Origin of the sequence: Companilactobacillus kimchiensis, assembly GCF_001438805.1 — a bacterium.
Classification (GTDB): Bacteria; Bacillota; Bacilli; order Lactobacillales; family Lactobacillaceae; genus Companilactobacillus; species Companilactobacillus kimchiensis.
In genome coordinates this window covers 18,008-37,038 of sequence record NZ_JQCF01000017.1, presented here as the reverse complement: position 1 = coordinate 37,038, position 19,031 = coordinate 18,008, and the positions used below count along the sequence as shown (strand labels likewise).

17 protein-coding genes are annotated in these 19,031 nt (G+C 34.4%); 4 read left to right on the top strand and 13 right to left on the bottom strand.

The window, feature by feature from the left end; all coding sequences use genetic code 11:
• The first annotated feature begins 5 nt into the window (after positions 1-5).
• The 3 genes from IV57_RS08825 (at position 6) to IV57_RS08815 (ending at position 3,481) form a co-directional block, all read left to right on the top strand.
• Positions 6-1,562, top strand: coding sequence for a glycoside hydrolase family 43 protein (locus tag IV57_RS08825; protein WP_057881159.1), 1,557 nt, complete (start codon positions 6-8; stop codon positions 1,560-1,562).
• Complete coding sequence (gene pgmB / locus IV57_RS08820) at positions 1,559-2,224, top strand: beta-phosphoglucomutase (protein WP_057881158.1); 666 nt, start codon at positions 1,559-1,561, stop codon at positions 2,222-2,224. Before IV57_RS08825 ends, pgmB begins: the two co-directional genes overlap by 4 nt.
• 114 nt (positions 2,225-2,338) lie before the next feature.
• Complete coding sequence (locus IV57_RS08815; RefSeq protein ID WP_057881157.1) at positions 2,339-3,481, top strand: ArgE/DapE family deacylase; 1,143 nt, start codon at positions 2,339-2,341, stop codon at positions 3,479-3,481.
• 43 nt (positions 3,482-3,524) lie between these two features.
• Here the strand turns inward: IV57_RS08815 and IV57_RS08810 are convergent, their stop codons facing one another.
• From IV57_RS08810 to IV57_RS08785, 6 genes are all read right to left on the bottom strand, one after another.
• Positions 3,525-6,095: a glycoside hydrolase family 38 N-terminal domain-containing protein gene (locus IV57_RS08810; RefSeq protein ID WP_057881156.1), complete on the bottom strand. Its 2,571-nt coding sequence runs from the start codon at positions 6,093-6,095 to the stop codon at positions 3,525-3,527.
• Positions 6,095-7,213, bottom strand: a complete 1,119-nt coding sequence (locus tag IV57_RS08805) for a PTS fructose transporter subunit IIC (RefSeq protein ID WP_057881155.1) — start codon at positions 7,211-7,213, stop codon at positions 6,095-6,097. The genes IV57_RS08810 and IV57_RS08805 overlap by 1 nt, the downstream gene beginning before the upstream one ends.
• A 28-nt stretch (positions 7,214-7,241) precedes the next feature.
• Positions 7,242-7,562, bottom strand: coding sequence for a PTS fructose transporter subunit IIB (locus tag IV57_RS08800; RefSeq protein WP_057881154.1), 321 nt, complete (start codon positions 7,560-7,562; stop codon positions 7,242-7,244).
• Positions 7,562-8,026: a PTS sugar transporter subunit IIA gene (locus IV57_RS08795; RefSeq protein WP_057881153.1), complete on the bottom strand. Its 465-nt coding sequence runs from the start codon at positions 8,024-8,026 to the stop codon at positions 7,562-7,564. Before IV57_RS08795 ends, IV57_RS08800 begins: the two co-directional genes overlap by 1 nt.
• 2 nt (positions 8,027-8,028) lie before the next feature.
• Positions 8,029-9,948 carry a BglG family transcription antiterminator gene (locus IV57_RS08790; RefSeq protein ID WP_057881152.1) on the bottom strand — a complete coding sequence of 640 codons (1,920 nt, stop codon included), beginning with the start codon at positions 9,946-9,948 and terminating at the stop codon, positions 8,029-8,031.
• 144 nt (positions 9,949-10,092) lie between these two features.
• Positions 10,093-10,428, bottom strand: coding sequence for an ASCH domain-containing protein (locus IV57_RS08785; protein ID WP_057881151.1), 336 nt, complete (start codon positions 10,426-10,428; stop codon positions 10,093-10,095).
• Positions 10,429-10,523: 95 nt separating this feature from the next.
• Between IV57_RS08785 and IV57_RS08780 the strand changes: the two genes are divergently transcribed.
• Entirely contained in the window at positions 10,524-12,299 is a 1,776-nt protein-coding gene (locus IV57_RS08780) for a glycerophosphoryl diester phosphodiesterase membrane domain-containing protein (RefSeq protein ID WP_057881150.1), read from the top strand.
• A gap of 80 nt (positions 12,300-12,379) precedes the next feature.
• Here IV57_RS08780 and IV57_RS08775 read toward each other — a convergent pair whose 3' ends face one another.
• Genes IV57_RS08775 through IV57_RS08745 form a run of 7 tightly spaced genes read right to left on the bottom strand, consistent with a single transcriptional unit; the run spans position 12,380 to position 18,968 of the window.
• The gene (locus IV57_RS08775; protein ID WP_057881149.1) at positions 12,380-13,372 is read right to left on the bottom strand and encodes a sugar kinase; all 993 of its coding nucleotides are present in this window, start codon (positions 13,370-13,372) and stop codon (positions 12,380-12,382) included.
• Between the two features lie 10 nt (positions 13,373-13,382).
• Positions 13,383-14,117: a 2-dehydro-3-deoxy-phosphogluconate aldolase gene (gene dagF, locus IV57_RS08770; protein WP_057881148.1), complete on the bottom strand. Its 735-nt coding sequence runs from the start codon at positions 14,115-14,117 to the stop codon at positions 13,383-13,385.
• A gap of 2 nt (positions 14,118-14,119) precedes the next feature.
• Positions 14,120-15,217: a DgaE family pyridoxal phosphate-dependent ammonia lyase gene (locus IV57_RS08765; protein ID WP_057881147.1), complete on the bottom strand. Its 1,098-nt coding sequence runs from the start codon at positions 15,215-15,217 to the stop codon at positions 14,120-14,122.
• A gap of 1 nt (position 15,218) precedes the next feature.
• Positions 15,219-16,334, bottom strand: coding sequence for an amidohydrolase/deacetylase family metallohydrolase (locus IV57_RS08760; protein WP_157051940.1), 1,116 nt, complete (start codon positions 16,332-16,334; stop codon positions 15,219-15,221).
• Between the two features lie 4 nt (positions 16,335-16,338).
• Positions 16,339-17,427 (bottom strand): DUF871 domain-containing protein, encoded by a 1,089-nt coding sequence (locus tag IV57_RS08755; protein ID WP_057881145.1) that lies wholly within the window; start codon positions 17,425-17,427, stop codon positions 16,339-16,341.
• Positions 17,424-17,687, bottom strand: coding sequence for a hypothetical protein (locus IV57_RS08750; protein ID WP_057881144.1), 264 nt, complete (start codon positions 17,685-17,687; stop codon positions 17,424-17,426). The genes IV57_RS08755 and IV57_RS08750 overlap by 4 nt, the downstream gene beginning before the upstream one ends.
• Before the next feature lie 3 nt (positions 17,688-17,690).
• Complete coding sequence (locus IV57_RS08745; protein WP_057881143.1) at positions 17,691-18,968, bottom strand: PTS sugar transporter subunit IIC; 1,278 nt, start codon at positions 18,966-18,968, stop codon at positions 17,691-17,693.
• Positions 18,969-19,031 lie beyond the last annotated feature (63 nt).

The following is a 19,031-nucleotide window of genomic DNA, read 5'->3' as shown; positions in this document are numbered from 1 at the left end:
ATATTATGACTGTCACACAATATTCCAATCCCATTTTACGGGGAATGTACCCTGACCCCAGTATCGTTCGTGTAGATAATTATTATTACATGGTCAACAGTACTTTTGAATACTATCCAGGAATTGCTCTTTCACGAAGTTCAGATTTATTGAATTGGGAACAACTACCCAGCATTGCTAGTAAACATTCCCAAGCAAATCTAACTGGTTCAAAATCAAATGAAGGTATCTTTGCCGTCTGCATTAGATATCACGCCGGTTCATTCTATGTAATTACCACTAATTTTGCTGAATTTAAAACATTCATTATTACCGGTAAATTAAATACTAATGGTGCCATTGTTTGGTCTGATAAAAGAATTAACATTGATATTAACGGCATTGATCCTGATATCTTTTTTGAAAATGATCATACCTTCGTTCAATATACTGGTTATTTGAAACAAGGAACTAAGGCTTTACAGCAAGTTGAAATAGATTTGAAAACTGGCAAAATTCTTGTTGGTCCAAAAGTTTTAACCGCTGGAACTGGCGGTCGTGATGTTGAGGGACCACATATTATCAAAAATAAAGACTATTACTATCTTTTAGCTGCTGAAGGCGGTACTGGTTTGGGACATATGATTACTATTTTTAGAAGTAAATCAATTTGGGGACCATTTGAAGGCTGCCCAATCAATCCTATTTTTACCAATCGTGATCGCGCCGATGAACCAATTCAAAACATTGGTCATGGTGATTTATTTAAAGATGTTAATGGTAACTGGTGGTTGGTTTGTTTAGGTACTCGTCCTGCAAATGTTAACTTTAAAACTTTCACTAATACTGGTCGGGAAACTCTGCTATACCCAGTTCAATGGGATAATGATTGGCCTATTATTAACAATGGTGTTCCCACTCAAACCGTAGATTTAACTAAGTTTCCTAAACATGCTTTGGCCGTTAAGGAACAATCTATTCATGAATTTAATGACAACTTTAAAACCCCCGTTTTGAAACCTCAATGGGTTTCCTTACGTGATTCACTTACTGACCGTATTTCTATCAACAATGAATCACTAACTTTAACTGGTTCCGATGCAGATTTAACTTCAATCGAAACTCCATCATTTTTGGGTATTAGACAATCAGAACAAAATGAGGAATTCGTTGTTACCATTGATCCCGAACAAGTTAAATTAACTACTGGACAATTTGGCTTAGCCTTAACGATTGATAATCGTCATTTTGCTAGTCTCACTATTAAAAAGAATAAGAATCAATATGAAATTATCGAACATATCCAGGTCTTCGATTTAGTCGTTGATAAAGTCATTGCTAAATCAGATAATCTTCCTACCACAATAAAGATTATCAATCATCCTACTTCTAAAGAATTCATCATGAAAACTATTGATAAACAAGAGTTCAGTTTTAAAACTAGTGCCATGCATTTTTCTAATGAAGCTATTGGTGCTTTAAACACTGGTGATATGTTTGGAATTTACGCTTTGGGAAATGATACCAAGGTTACTATTACTTCCGCAAAACGTTCTACTTTAGAGGAGGAAAATATCCAATGAAAGGCGTACTTTTTGATTTAGACGGTGTTATTACTGACACTGCTCAACTACATTTCAAAGCTTGGAGTGCAGTAGCCAAAAATGATTTAGATATTTCTTTACCTGCTAATTTCGAAAATGATTTGAAAGGTATCAGTCGTACTGATTCAATCAATAGAATTCTTGACTTTGCTGGTAAAGCAGATCAATTCTCTTCCGCAGAAATTGAAACCATGTTAGATAAAAAAAATACTTATTATCTAAAAGAAATGGATAAATTAGATAATAATGATATTTTCCCTGGAATCACTAATTTATTAGATCAACTCAAACAAGCCGGAATCTTACTATCAATCGCTTCAGCTAGTAAAAATGCACCTGCTGTTTTGACTAAAATTGGTCTTATTGATAAGTTTGATGCCATCGCTGATCCTTCAAAAGTAGCACATGGTAAACCTGCTCCCGATATTTTTATTGAAGCCGCTCGAAAGATTAATTTAGACCCCCATGAATGTATCGGTTTGGAGGATGCCGCTGCTGGAGTACAATCCATCAAATCAGCAAATGCAATTGCTGTTGGAATTGGAAATAGTTCAGTTTTGTCTAAAGCCGATAAAGTTGTTCCCTCAACTGATTACCTATCACTTTCCTTATTAGAGAATGTTTATAATTCAGTAAAATAGAAAAAAATCTTTTGAGTTTAAACTCAAAGGATTTTTTTATTGGCCATCATCAAGTTCAAGTAATTCAAATAAATGTTAAAATTATTGCATAAATTATTTGGGAGGCTTTTTAAAATGAAAATAATCACTGAATCTCAGGCATTAGAGATCCTAAAAAATTTAATTGCTATCAAATCAGTTAATGACAAAGAAAAAGATGTTGCTACTTACTTACAGGAATTATTAGCTAAATATGATATCAAATCAGACATCAAAACTATTCGTGGTGATCGGGCTAATTTGGTTGCTGAAATTGGTTCTGGTTCACCTGTTTTAGGCGTTTCTGGACATATGGACGTGGTTGAAGCAGGTAATCCTGAAGATTGGAACAGTGACCCCTTTGAAATGACTGAACGTAATGGTCAATTATTCGGTCGTGGTATTACTGATATGAAAGCCGGTTTGGCAGCTTTAGTTATCACGATGATCGAACTACATAATGAGGGACTTCCCAAACAGGGTACAATCCGTTTGATAGCAACTATGGGTGAAGAAGTCGGTGAAGAAGGATCTAGTTATCTACTTGATGAAGGCTACATGGAAGATGTCGATGGTTTAGTAATTGCTGAACCTTCTGGTTACAATATCGGTTATGCTGAAAAAGGTTCGATGGATATTAAATTTGTTTCCAAAGGTAAGGCCAGCCACAGTTCAATGCCCGAAAATGGTTATAACGCAATCGATGCCTTGATGAATCTGTTAATTGATGCTAACGCTGCTTTCCGTGATAAAAATATCAAACAAGATGCCATGGGATCATTGATTTTTAACACTACTTTGATCAAGGGTGGAACTCAAGTTAATTCCATCCCTGATTACGCAGAAGCCGATGCCAATGTTCGCACTATCCCCGAATACAGTAATCAACGTGTTATCACTGAACTAAATACCTTAATGGAAAAATATAATCAACAAGGTGCCGGATTAGGTATGGATATTTATATGAATGAAGAACCAGTTTCCATGCAAGCGGACAATACCTTGGTTGATTTGACGAAAGAATTAATGAGTAAATATACCACTGATGAGATTACCATTTCACCGATTTCACCAGTAACCGATGCTTCTAATTTGGTCAAAGGTAAACCGATTGATTTTCCATTTATTATTTCTGGTCCCGGTAATGATACCCCTCACCAGGTTAATGAGAGTTTGGATAAGCAAATGTTCTTTGATTTTATTGAATTGTATAAAAAATTATTTGTTGAATTTCTCTAAGGAAATTAAAAATCCCACTTCTAATCGCAGAAGTGAGATTTTTTTATATCTTACATTTTAGAGAAATAACTCCCATTGGAGGAATTACTAAATCGGAATCCTGAGGATCCTCTAGTGCATTCACAACCTGATATTCTTTTCCCAATTTCAATTTATCAATTGGTATTGTTTTTTTAGAAACATTTTCCAATCTTATAATAAATGAATTTCTATCGGTATAAGCTGGATAAATTGAACTTACTAAATAATTATTAGGTAAATTCAACAATTCCAATTCAGTCATTGCTTCTTTTTCGATTGTTGGGAACTGAATCTTATTATCCAAACGATTATGGAATAAATTCAATTCCTGTTCTTGATAATTTGGAGATGTTAAATCATCATTTTTTACTTTTTGCTGTAATTTCAAATAATCCAACTTGTCATTAAAGCTTAGACTAAAACTCTCAGATATATCTTCTAGTAATTCACCATCAGGAGTTTGAATCATCACATGGCCCTTTTTAGTTGTATCTCCTGAAGCTCTGCCAGGACGATAAACCAAATCTGGTTTCCCCAACTCATTAGTTGAAGAAAAAATTGTTAACCAAATAATATCGTCCGTTTGTTGATATTCAGATATATCTTTTGAAATGACTGAAACTACTTTATTGTCATCCACTAAAGAAACAGTATTATCAAACGGATAAATATTAACAGGTACTTCTGCCCAATCGACATGTGATTCAACTTCATTGTTTCGTTCAATAAAGCCAAATGGAACTGATGCTATATTTGTATTACTTTTAATACCTGTTCTTATGCCAATTCTGACACGATGATCTAATACTTTATTATCAAACTTAAAGTTAAATCTGATTCGATCATCATTTGGTAATAATAACATCTCTAGTTTATATGAAACAATTTCGGTCTCATCAGAATACCGTGACTGAACTTGTGATTTAGGAAGCTCTTTTTCTCCAGATAAAATCATTTTGGAAAAATTAGCATGTGTTTCAGTAGTATATTTATTAAATTCAAGCGAATATTTTTCACCATTTCTCAGTGGCGAAAAGTCATATGTATCACCATCATTAGCAACATCTTCAACCAAAATAGCATCTTTTAACAATTCGTTGTGATATTTAATATTCACTTTTCCATTGTCATATCTAACTGAAATCAAGTCATTACTAATATCATCCTTAGAACTTTGAATATTACTTATTCTAGTATGATTTACAATTTTGAATACCTTAAATCCTAACGCTGGTAATTCTATTTTACTTAAAACCTTTGAAATATAATATCCTGGCTCTTCGATATAATGATCACCTGTTTCATCCTGCATCAACACATTTTCTCTAGGTTCAACATATTTCTGTGATATTACTTCAGTTACACATTCATCAATCTTGGGATCATTTGAAGGTGTCAATATTTCCAGAACTTTATAACCATTAAATTTGTGTGCTTCGGTATTAAAAACTAGAACTTCATCCTTTGCTAGACCAATCTTTTTAGCAATCAAATTCTCGACCGTATTGATAATATCATCAGCAATTTGAATTCCTTCATTCAAGCGATGCATAATATCTCTTTCGACCGGATCAGTAACACTTCCAGCCATACTATCATGTGCTTGACTTTCCAGCAGTTTCTTCCATGCTCTGACCAAAAGGTTTTGACTAATATCTAATCCAACAGCCTGAGCAATAACTAACATTGGTTCCGCCTTTTTTAGTAACAGACTTTCCAATTTTCTGGACTCTAATTTAATATTCATACGGCTAGAACTGCTTGATCTATGAACTCTTGCTAAAACTGGATCAATAAACTCACCAACGTATTCTGGTAAATCCTTACGTTCGACAATTTTATCAACAAAGGTTTGATAATCAGATATTTCATAATCATACTTACCTAGTTGATTAATATTCTTAACTTTATTTTGGAAATCCTTAATGATATCTAATTGGTCGTTTCCCGATGGAATCAGGATATCATTACCTCTTTCAATTCTTTTAATAAAATCAATTGCATTATCCAATCGTTGATCAACATACTCATGATTATCATCCAATAGCATTCCAGTGCTATAACCTTGAGGCATATTAACCGCTGTAACACTATTTTCTTGCCCTAATGATTTCCAATTAAAGTAGTATCCACCAATTTTTTTAGCATTGAGTCCACGCCAAAAAACAAAACTGGACAAGCCTAGTTCATTTAGAATAACTGGCATTTGAGAATTAAATCCAAAAGTATCGGGTAAATAACCAACATGTAGATATTGACCATATTTCTTTGAATCGAAGATTCCGATCATTCCATTGCGAAGTAATGATTCACCTTTAATATGTAAAGCATCTGGTTGTGTAAACCAAGGACCAATTATTAATTGACCATCTGCAACCAGCTTCTTTACACGATCTAACATTTCCGGACGAATTTCAAGATAATCATCCAAGATTGAAATTTGTCCATCTAAGGTAAAACTGGTTTCTGGATGATTTTCTAATTCAACTATGGCATCGGTAAACAATTTATCACTTAGAAAAATTGAATCCTCTGCTGAGAAATACCATTCTCGATCCCAATGCGTGTGATTTACAATACTTATTTTTTTCATTAGCTTTCCCACTCTTCTTCAGAGAAGTCTACATCTTGGCTTTCATCGATAGTCGTTTCTGGTGTATCTTCAACTTTGGCATCTTTTCTAACTAATAAAGTTGCACATGTAACAAAAGCTGATCCAACAAAAATACCAAGAATATAAACTGGCCAATTATTAACAGCAAACCATCCATAAAAACCACTGATAGGAGCCTTGTTAACAGCGCCTAAACCAACGGCAATGGCACTACCTAAAGCTGAACCGATAACATTAATCGGAATAACTTTTAAAGGTGATTCAATAGCAAATGGAATAGCACCTTCACTAACACCGATAAGTCCCATGACAAATGATGCTTTACCAGCCTCATTTAATTCTGGAGTAAATTTCTTTTTATTAATCATGGTTGCAATTCCTAAACCAATAGGAGGAATAATAATAGCTACTTGTGCGGCCGTATTGGGATCATAAACACCACTTGTTAAAAGAGCCATAGCAGTTGTAACAGCAGCCTTATTAACTGGTCCACCTAAATCAAATCCGACCATTCCACCAACAATAGCGGCCAAAAGAACCTTATTAGCCCCTGTCATTGATTTTAACCAACTTGCCAAGCCTGAATTCAAAGCAGCAAATGGTCCACCAACAACATACTGAATCAAAATTAAAGTAATCAAGGAACCTAGAACTGGAACTAAAAATACTGGTACAACTGAGTTCATTGCTTCTGGTAAATGAATGTGATCAAACATGAATTTAGCTGTATACCCTGCAATCAGCCCTGAGGCCAAAGCGCCTAAGAAACCGGCATTCATATTAGCAACCAAAACACCAGCTACCATACCGGGTGCAATTCCACCCTTGTCAGCAATTGAATATGCTATGAATCCGGAAATGATTGGGAACATTAATCCTAAAGCTAAACCACCCCAGCCATCATCTGTATGTAAAAATTGAATAATTGCATTTGAATTTGTGGCCCATTTTGCATCCCAAATATCAGAAATACCAAATGCTGAAGCACCGATTCTTGATATAGCCATTAGAACGGCTCCGGCAATAACAACTGGAATCATGTATGAAATACCAGTCATAACGTGCTTTTCTAAATCCTTCCAAAATGACTTACTCATTTTAAATACCCCCTTAAGTTATGAAATACTACTCACCATCTGCTAAAGCTAAAGCATCATTGATAACTTTCTTTGCATCCTTGATAGGATCACTAACATTAATATCTAAAATTTTCTTACCATCAAATCTTTCAGAATCACGTACTTTAGTATCTGTTGCAAAAATTACTGCTTCACCAATTTGGACGTCTTTTTCTGTTAGGCGATTACCAATACCAGTGGCACCTTGTGTCTCAACTTTAATCAATACATCCATTTCTTTAGCTGCTTTGCGAAGAGCTTTTTCTGCCATATATGTATGAGCAATTCCGGTAGCACATGCTGTAATTGCAATTAATTTTCTTTTCATTATTCCGTAATCTCCTTATCTTTAAAAATATTAATAATATCATCTTTCGTCTCAGCGACTTTTAAAGCGTCAATCACATCGTCATCCATCAAACTTTGAGCCAAAAGTGACAACACTCGTAAATGTTCTTTTGATTCTGATCCGCCAGGAATTGATAACATAAAGACCATTGAAACCTTTTTACCATCGAGTGCATCCCATTCTACCGGCGTATTTAGTTTAGCAAATGCTATTGAAGATGTTTTGACTACATTAGCTTTACCGTGTGGAATTGCAATTCCCTCGCCTACTCCAGTCGTGCCTGTTTTTTCACGTTCCATTACCGATTCAACGTACTTATCTACATCAGTAATGACACCATCTTTTAAAAACATCTGTGCCATATCACGAATAACTTCAATTTGTGATTTGGCATCAATATTGAAATCCATTTGGTTCTTATTTAACAAATCTAAAATTTCCATTTTTATCTCCCCTTTAACAAGTTAGATATTTCTTTACTATCGTTATCTGAAATGATTTTTTTAATCAATTTATCATCACTTAAAATATCCCAGAAGCGGTCATAAATCTCATCTAATTCTTTCTGTTGTATATCTCCTTTAAAGGCAATAAAGAAAACTACACTTACCATTTGATCTCCCCATACAATGGGATTATTCAATTTCAGAACACCAATTTGTGATTTATTAACGAATTTAGGATTAGCATGTGGCATTGAAATATTTTTAAACGAAGTAAACGATAAATTCTCTCGTTTAATTGCACTTTCAATCGAGCCATCTTTAAGTATTGAATTGTCTTCTAATAATTTCCCCAGAACTCTGATTGCATCCTGCCAAGTATCTACATTAGCGTTAATGATATTCTTATCTGAAATTAAACTATTAAATAATTCATAATCATCTTTTGGTGATTTATCAGTGGTTATCGCTATTTTTATTTTGTTTTTTAATTCTTCCGTTGACACTACCGGACTAACATAAATCGTTGGTTTGGTATTCTTAGGTAGTTCAATTGTGCTAATAATTAAATCTATTTTTTCACTGTCAAATTTCAAATATTCATCATAGGAAAGAATCTTAACAACCTTCACTCTAGTAAAATCATTCTTTATCCTGGCCGCTAACAATTGGGAAGTTCCTAATCCCGTACTACATACGATAGCTGTTCGAACAATATTATCGTTAGACCGTTTCCGTTCAAGATAGGCCTCAAAGTGAAGTGCCAGATAGGCTGTCTCATCATCATTAATCTTGGTGTTATATTTTTGCTCATAAAGTTCTTTCAAATGTACTGCCACTTCAAAGGCATAATTGTATTTCTGAATAATGGAATCTTTATATGGATTAGTGATTGAAACTCCTAATTTCCAACGGTTCAATGACGAACTGATATGCAATAGTAATCCTTCATATAATTGATCATCATAACCAAAATCATTTAAATAATTTTGTAGTAAATTATTTGTATTTAAATTGGTAGATATTTTATTAGCTTTCTTTTTCCCAGCCGCCACTAAATGTAATTGAATGTAATATATTTCCTGCTTAGGAAAATTAACTTTTAGCGCATTCTCCAAGTCCTTGGCCAATATTTTAGATTCAGTTAAATAGATTTGTGAGTTACCCCAATGCTCATTGTTATTAATAAACTTACCAAGACGTATTCTCTCAACTGCTATCAATAAATGAACCAACAGTGACTGATATTCATAATCGTTTAAGACCATATTTTGTTCTTTAATGAAATCACTCAAGATACTATCAACTGTTGTTATTAAATTCTTTGAAATAGATAGCTTGTTATCGTTTATTATTTTCAAGTTACGTTCATTAATTGTTGGTACGGCATTGAACAATTGTCTGGAAACAACTTGTGTCAAAATCTTGCGCCGTCGATCTTCATCAATATCAAGTTTGATTCCTTTACCTGACCTCCGTTGAAGCTCCAAACCTAATAGTTTCAAACGCAATTCAATATCATCTATATCCTCCAAAATCACTTGACGATTTACATAATATTTATCCGATAAGTCTTGGATCGTAATAAATTCATCTGAATTGAGTAATTGACTAAAAACTAATTCTCTTCTAGTTTCATTATCCAGATACTCATCATTCTTTTTAAATTCAATTCCTGTTAAAATTTTCAGAAGATTTTTATCACTGCCTTGGATATAAATTCCAATTCTTGGTTTTTTAATAAGCTCAACATCAAAGCCGTTAATATACTCTTTAATAACAGCCACATCGTTATAGATAGTTTTTGTTGAAACATTCACTTTTCTTGATAATACTTTGGCACTCAGAGGTAGATAGTCAGGTTCTCTTTTATTTTCAACTAGTATTAAAATTAATTGAATCTGTCTTTTATTTAGGTTCATCTCTTTGCCTCCAATTACAATATAGCATTTGTGTAAACGGTTCCATATATGATTACCTTCCACATTAATGTGGAAATATTTAGATTAATTGATTTAAAAACAAAAAAACAACCACATTTTTATAGTGGTTGTTAATTAATTTTATCATATTAGTTTAATTCCAATTGCCAATGCTCCGTACTTGCGCTCACGTTCCCGAGAATAAATTCCCATGTTATCCTGATCCAACTCTTCAATCGTTTGATCATCCGGACTGCCAATAATTGAACCTGAGTATTCTGCAAATAATTGTTTAAAGGTAGCAAATTGTTTCAACTTCAAAACCTGAGTTCTAATCACCGCTCCAGTTTCTAAATCAGTGAATTTGATTTCATCGCCAATTTTTAACTGAGATCTCTTTTCATCGTTTAATCTGATTTCGATTTTTTTACTACCGTTCTTAATTGCTAAAAATGGCTCATGATTTAACCGCATATCCATAAGTATTCGACCTCTTCTTAATATTTAGGTAATTATAAGCCCCATAAATCTTATAATTATGTATTATATAGTAGAAACAAGATGGGGGAGCAATTATGGGGATACTAGCTGAATTCCGCGAACAGAATCGCAATTTTTGGCGTTATTTTTGGAAATACAGTCAAATTATCATTCTGATTCAATTGATTATTAATTTTATTTTGGTACCAATTTTAAACTACTTGGCCAATGGCATTATTCGTCTAGGTCATGTAAATTACATTTCCTATACTAATGCAATATTCTTAATCACCAAAAAACCAATGGTGGTAATTGGGTTAATAGCGGTGCTGTTAATTCTTTTGTTATTAGTTTTTGCACAGTTCACACTATTATTAGTTAGTTTTCAAGCTATCAAGTCCCACGCTAATTTAAGTTGGTGGGATTATCTTAAAAATGTTAGTAAAAATCTTTTTGGACTGCCTTTTAAGGCCTTTGGGTTTTTCCTACTCTACTTTTTAATTATCACACCTTTTGGTAGTATCGGCATGTCTTCAAGTCTATTAAACAAGGTCAAAATTCCTGAGTTCATTATTGAATGGCTTTTCAAAGAACATTTACCTTTGGGTATTTTATTAATAATCGTTTATGCAATTATTTTCTATATTGGATTACGCTGGATATTTGTTTTACCAATGATGATTTTCGAAAATAAAGACATTCGTGATTCTATTAGACGCAGTTGGAATTTAACTAAGGGCCGAATGATTTATTACTTAGGAATTTTTGCTGCTTTGATTATTGTAATTACAGTCCTAATCGGTGTCTCCACGGGACTTTTAATTATTCTACAATCCGGTTTTGATCATATTTCATTCTTAAAAGCCATCGATTTTCCGATGGCAATCATTAATATGACTGCGATTCAACTGATCAATTATCTAACCAGTATCTATGCCTCTGGTATGGTTGTACTGATTATCTTAAGCGATACACAAACGAATTATTTTTATCCCCATAAAAAACACCGTTCTCATAAATGGTTCTGGGGCATTTTAGGCACGTTCGTTATGGTCAGTTTTATTACTTACGATACGATGTACTTCAATGATTGGCTTCTAACTCCACCAGTTACTATTTCTCACCGTGGGGTTGATGACGGAAATGGTGTTCAGAATACTGTTCAATCACTGGAAGCCACTGCCAAAGAAAAACCTGACTATATTGAAATGGATATCCAAGAAACTAAGGACCACCAATTCGTAGTTTTCCATGATAATACGTTAAAAGTTCTAGCTGGAATTAATAAACGTCCTAGCCAAATGACTTTAGAAGAATTAAAAAATACCGACATTCATGAAAATGGTAAAACCACCAAAATTGTCAGTTTTGATGATTATTTAAATACTGCAACTAGATTACATCAAAAATTATTGGTCGAATTAAAATCTGTTCCCGGTAATAAAGCCGATTTTGTAAAACTATTTGCTAAAAAATATGGTAAACAATTATTGAAGAATAAAGATATGGTTCATTCTTTAAATTACAATTATATCGAGGAAACGAAAGATTTATTACCCAAAGAACATACCAGTTATATTCTACCTTTCAATCTCTTCGGTGTTCCTTTAACCAACGCTAATGCCTTTACCATGGAATACACGACGCTAAACAGTTCCTTCGTTGACGACGCTCATATCCAGCAAAAGAAGGTTTACGCCTGGACAGCTAATGATACTGAATCGATGGATCGAATGATTTTCATGGGTACTGATGGTGTAATTACTGATAATTTGAATACATTAAAAAAAGAAATCAATGTACTCTTCAATGATGCTAGTTATTCCAAACGTATCTCTGCTTATGTCACTCAGATGCAAGATCCATTTTAAAATATAATTTTTTCATTTAACTATTAAAACAAAAGTGGAACATAACATGGTCAGCTCTCGAGCATGTTATGTTCCATTTTTTATCTAATCAAATCATTTTTTCCTTCACTATCAATATAGTGAAAAACATCTTCTTTACTAAATATCGGTGAATCATTCATCGAAGCTTGTGCCAAAACTGAATTGGCAATCGCAAATTCCAAAGTATCGTTAAAATCCCATTTCTCTAACAATCCTGTAATCACACCACTAGCAAAAGCATCTCCGCTTCCGATACGATCTAAAATATTCAACTCTCTCGGAGCAGAATTATAAACTTTATCATGATGAAACAAAAATCCCTCAAAAAATTTTTTTCCATCAATAAAAGTTCGTTTACTACCAGCAAATATGTTGATTTGATAATCATGACAGAACTGCTCATATAGCTTGGTTTCATCAATATTTGGATAATCTAGCAGCCCTGTTATATCACGTTTACTGCCAAATAAAATATCCACGTAAGGTAAAATACTTTGATAACGTTTCTTCATAACCTCGTGATTATTTTGCTCATTCAAACTAAAACGATAATTAAAATCAAAACAAACAACTTTGTTTCGCTCATGAGCTAATTCAGCCAACTTCATGGCAGCTCGCCTAGTTTGTCTAGTTAAACTCAACGAAATACCACAAATATGAACAATATCAATACCGACTAAGGCTTTTTCAAAATCATAATCATCGGCATTCATTAAACTAAATGCACTCGACAGCCGATCTTGATACGTTACCCGTTCTGGTCGTGCTCCTTGTCCTAATTCAACAAAAAAACTACCGATATTTTTTCCACGATACAATAATCTTCGATCAGAGATACCAAGTTTTCGTAAATCAGCTGCGGCCTTTTTTCCTAAGGGATTGTCTGGTAAAACTGTCAAAATCGAAGTGTTATAACCAAAATGTGCCAAGCTACTCAATAAATTAACACCTGTCCCCACAGTTGTCATATTTAAATTATCACTTTGCTCCAGCATCATTTTGTCAGTAACGGTAAATCTAATTAACACTTCACCAAAGGCTAAAATATTCATTTTTTAACCTCTAAAATTTTTTCATGATCTCGTAAAGTTTGGCAACATCGGCCGGTCTCGTATCACCAGTAGTTGGATCAATGATTGAACTATAAACATGGGGAATAATTCTCTTAACACCAGCATCTACGGCAATTTTGACAATCGTTTCAAAATTATCCAAATCGATTCCACCAGTTGGCTCCAAATCAAAATTATTGTCAGCACAGGCTTTGGCAACTTCTTTGAATTCAGCTTCGTGAGCTAAACCTTTCATTGGGAAAAATTTAATTGAAGAACCTCCCATATCCTTTAATAAAGCAATGGCAGTCTCAATTGGTACTTCAGTAGCGGCGGTTTGACTGCTCAATGGACCCGTTGCCAAATTGACCAACCCGACTTTACCAGTTGGAGAAACTAGTCCGTTGATAATTGTCTCTGATTGTCCTAATGCCTCTCTAGTAGCACCAACACCAGTGAAAACTTGGTTAACATGTTGAGGTTGAATGGCTTTAGAAACTCGAGTTACCATGTTGCTTTGTTTGGGATCACCAGCACCTAGTCCGACTGAGACAGCATTATCAATAGCAACTTGATATTTCTTCATATCTTCAATAGCAGCTTCATCAGTTGGATAATTTTTGGTCAAAACTCCCAAAACCACATGACCTTCAGCGGCTTCGTAACAGTCTTTTGCGTTTTCAACTGAATTAGCCAAAACATTCAAACAGATTCCATTTTCCAAATAGTTTGGTAGTAAATTCATGTTTATTCTCCTTCAATGATTTCTTTTAATCTAGCAACGATTTGATCCATTTCAATTTCATCAACAGCTCTAATATCAAACTCAATTATTCCTTGATTAACTCGATATTCACGGGCATAAATGGCTGTTTCACCAGTTCTTAATTGCTGACAAATCTCAGTTGCCGATAATTTACCGATTGGTTTTACTTCAGCTCGATAAATTTGCCGTCCAGCAGCATCTTGAACAATTTTGACTTTAGTATCAGGTAGTGCGGCCAATTTTTCTACAAATGGTTCCAACCGTTCAACCATTGAATCACCAGTTTCAGAACCATTCTCTAAATACTTGGCAATGGCAGTTGTTAAACCAATAATATTTTCCTTACCAATCTTCATAGCCCGACCAATACCAGCACCTTGCATCCGAGCCCATTTAATATAGTTAGCTTTTCCAAAAATCACCCCTGAAGCTGGTCCTTCAATTGCCTTAGCACCACTATAAATAACTACGTCGGCACCCATTTTAAGGTATTTGAACAAATCTTCCTCAGCTGCGGCATCTAAAATCAACGGTAAATTATGACGATGAGCGACTTCAATTGCTTCTGGAATCGACAGCATACTCTTTTGAACTGTATGGTGACTCTTAATGTACAAAACGGCGGCAGTTTGTTCAGTTATCTGCATTTCAATATGCTCTGGAGTACACATATTAGCATATCCAGCCGGCACCATTTTGGCTCCAGCAAGACCCAACATCACATCAACAGGCGCTCCATAATCAACATCGTGGCCCATTGGCAAAATTACTTCACGCTTAGTAATGCGTTCAGTGTATGGATGATAAACGTGATATGAACTGCCTTGTCCGATCACACCAGCTATTGTTTCAGCGATTCCGGCCGAAGCTGAGTTAACAACTAAAGCATCTTCACTACCGACTAAATTGGCCAGATATTTTCCTGTTTGAATCAAAAGATCTGACATCTCAAAAAAATTCTGAGCACCTAATTTTTGAGCCAATACCACTTCATCCGAAACTTTAGAAACACCCAAAATCGTCATTTTTCCATCGGCGTTGATTACATGTTTCAAATTATATTTCTGATAAATATCCATTTTATTCTCCTATCGCATAAGCTTTTCCAGCAATGATACTGAATCGTGGTTTGACTAATTTTTGTGCTACTTTAGCATAACCATCAGAATCAATAATTTCTTTTTCACCAGTCTTTAGATCAAAGATGGTAACATCCGCATCCATTCCCACCTTTAATTGACCTTTCTTACGTAGTTTGTAATTAGTAGCTGGCACAGTAGTAATCATTGGAATAATCTGTTTGAGATTTAAGCCTAAATACAACATTTTTTCAACACACGTTGCCATGTCATATACCGGACCATGTTCACGATTTTTATGATATATATCGGTACTAAGACTCTGAGGATAAATTTGATTCTTCAAGGCTACATAAGCTGTATGGAAATTAAAACTATCTGTTCCATGACCAATATCAAAAATAATTCCATCATCGATAGCTTGAAAAACAAACTCTTCCACCTTGTCATCACTATTTAAGATGCCATTTTCTTTACCGTTAAAGCAGTGTGTTAAAATATCGCCTTTTTCCATAACGGACAGAATTTCCTTTAATTCTGGTGGATTACTACCAACATGAACCATTAAAGGTAAACGTTGAGATAATTGTTTTTGAAATTTTTTAGCCTCTAATAATGGTTTGATACCATTTTCAACCACCACAGACTTACTGATCCGGGCTTTAAGACCAATGATAAAATCTGGATAATCATTCACAGCTTGTTGCAAAGGTTTAAATCTAATCTGTTTCATATCGCCTAATTCGTCTTGATCCAAAATTCCTGTTTGCGAAATATTGATCATTGCATAGACATTAGTCTTTTTGGACTGGGTAATTTGATAAAAGTCACCAATATTATCGGCACCAGTCGAACCCGCATCAATCACAGTGGTCACACCAGTTCCATAGCCAACTTGGTCGGGATCGTCGTAATAGAGAGATAATTTTTCATAACAGTGGACATGGTCATCGATCCAACCAGCAGTAATATAGGACTTACCTTGCAAATCCAATTCTGTGTCAGCCGTAATATTTTCCAAATGAGTAGCTTTTTCCAAAATTTTTCCATCTTGAAGTAACAATTCAAGTGGTTCATTATTAATATCTTTGCCATTCTTGATATACAAACTACTCACAGGATCATCTCCTAAATCTGAATTTATTCCATGGTCCAACATAATCTAATAGGAATAATTCATCTGAAGAAATTTGAGCGACTTTATTCTTACGTTCATCGCTATGATTCTTTAAAACAACTTGTAATTCATTCTTATATTTCCCAAAGTTATCATTGCCGATAACCACATCTCCACGTTTAAAATCATGGCTAGCTGAACTGACTGGATTATCAGCCTGCTTATACTTTTTCCGTACCTCAGTCGAACGAATGACTAAATCAGTAATATCACCACGACGAACATGTTGATTATCAAGTAAAATTTCTCTTTCGACTTGAGTAATATCAGTTGTCAAACTAACATCAAAAGTTAATTGATACCGGTCAATTTCACCCAATTTACGTAGTTCATGCTCTGATGCGTAGGCATTTCCGACAATGACACAGTCAATTAGATTAGTAGCGAAAAGATGCTTAGCTTGAATCTCAATTGGAAGATCACGATGCATTTCCAAAGTTGGCAAACCATCATTGATATCCCAAGGTCCTATTTTACCTACTTGTGAAGTGATAAAAGCGGCAGTATCGATTCCCTGGTCTTTGAACCGTTTTGAAGAACTAATGAAGAAATCTAATGGCAGCCCCGTACCTCGTTGTGGGTAAAAATTGTGACAACCATAAATAAATGGTTTGTTGGCTGAATAACTTAAAATATTATTCAAATAAGCAACATCATTACTCATATTTAATTCAATATTCATCTCTTGGGGATTAAACGAGATCAAAGCTTCTTTTTGACCATCAAAACCTTGATCCAACCGAATAGCATCGGCTCCTAATTCGTGAAAGAAATCCAAATCATCATATGAAATGCCTAATTGATCAAAAATATTAGGTGCAATATCCAAAGTGGTTGAAAATCCTAAGCCTTTAGCAAACTTAATCAAATCAGTGAATTTTTCAGCTACTTTATCTTTTCCCTCCGAAACCTCCAACATGCTCATAAAAATTCTTGTAAAACCATACTGACTGGCTAATACCAAATATTTCTTATCTTCATTCAGATCACTATGATCAGGATAAAGTGAAATACCCAAAGTCCTTTTAGTCATATCTTCTTACCTCTTTCCATTTTATGAAATGCATCCAGATAAAAATTAGAAATAACGATAGATAAATAAATCGTGCTCAAAACTACTAAAATAACTGCTGGTTTGAACAAAAAACTAATAATCGCAGTACTGAGAATAATCATCAGTGAATAAAATATTAATTTACCAGCCGATACTTTTTTAAGAAATTTGGGAACGAAACCTTTTTGAACTAATATTTCACTAGCAATAAAGAAAGCTGCAAGAAATATAAAGAACATTATTTACTCCTTCTCTAGTTGTTGTTTTTCAAATACTTTAAAGAATGGATAATAAATTGCCAAATCAATCAAGAAATTGACAAAAACTAGAATCAACGCTGGAATACTCCAGTTCGTACTGATAAAAGCACCTAATGGTGTAGGTACAGTAAATGGCATTCTCGCCATCATCATTGGAACCACACCAGCAATGGTCAGAAAGTACGATAACGTGGCTGTCACTAATGGTGCGACAATAAAGGGAATCCCCAAAATCGGATTCATCACAATTGGAGCACCAAAGATAACTGGTTCATTGATATTAAAGATACCTGGCAAAATAGCTAATTTGCCCAAATCCTTAAGATAGGCTGATTTAGAGAAAAGGAACAAAACAACTAACGCCAAGGTACCCCCAGCACCACCGATCCATAGGAACCATTGCAAAAATTGCTCCGTGAAGATAGTTGAAAGATGATTAGCACTTGTCCCGTTAGCGAATTGTTCCATATTTTCAGCAATCGAGATTTCCCAAAATGGTCTAACAATTGGCGCCATGATAGCTGGTCCATGGATACCCAAAATCCAAAAACCAGTAATCAAGAAAATGGTCAACAAACCACCAAACAAACTATTACCAACTAGAATTCCCTTTAATGGCGTTAAAAGAAAGGTTAAAAAACTGGAAATATTGAAATTCAAAATGTAACGAATAAACCAAAAGACTAATAAAATAGCTGCCGCTGGCATTAAAGCCACAAATGAATTGGAAACTTCTGGTGGTACTCCATCCGGCATTTTAATAGTAATATTCCGTACTTTAAAGAATCTGTATATTTCCACCGATAATAAACCTGTTACGATTGAAGTAAATAATGATGATGCACTCAAATTAGCAATATTAATATAACGTCCCGCATCGATCACACCTTTAACATCCTTAGTGACATTAATCGGTGCAGCAGCGGTTAACATAAATGCCAAAACTGCTAAAGTACCATTAGTTAATTTATCGAGCTTATAACTCTCTGCCAATGATGAAGCAATTCCGAATGTAGCGTAGAGCGCTAAAATACCAACTGTGTATCGAAACGGTACGTCCAAAATGTCCTTATAAGGTAACAACATCGCCGCTACTGAAGGAATGGGAATATTATTGAGAATTGTGAAAAATGAACCCACGATAGTCAACGGTAATGTTGATATGACACCCTTTCTAATTGCTGTCATATGCCGTTGGGCGCCTAATTTACTAGCAAATGGCGAAATTTTAACATTTAAAAAATTAACAAAATTATCCATTTTGTACCCTCCTTTTTTCGACAACATCATAACATTATAATGTTATGATGTTAACGTTTAAAT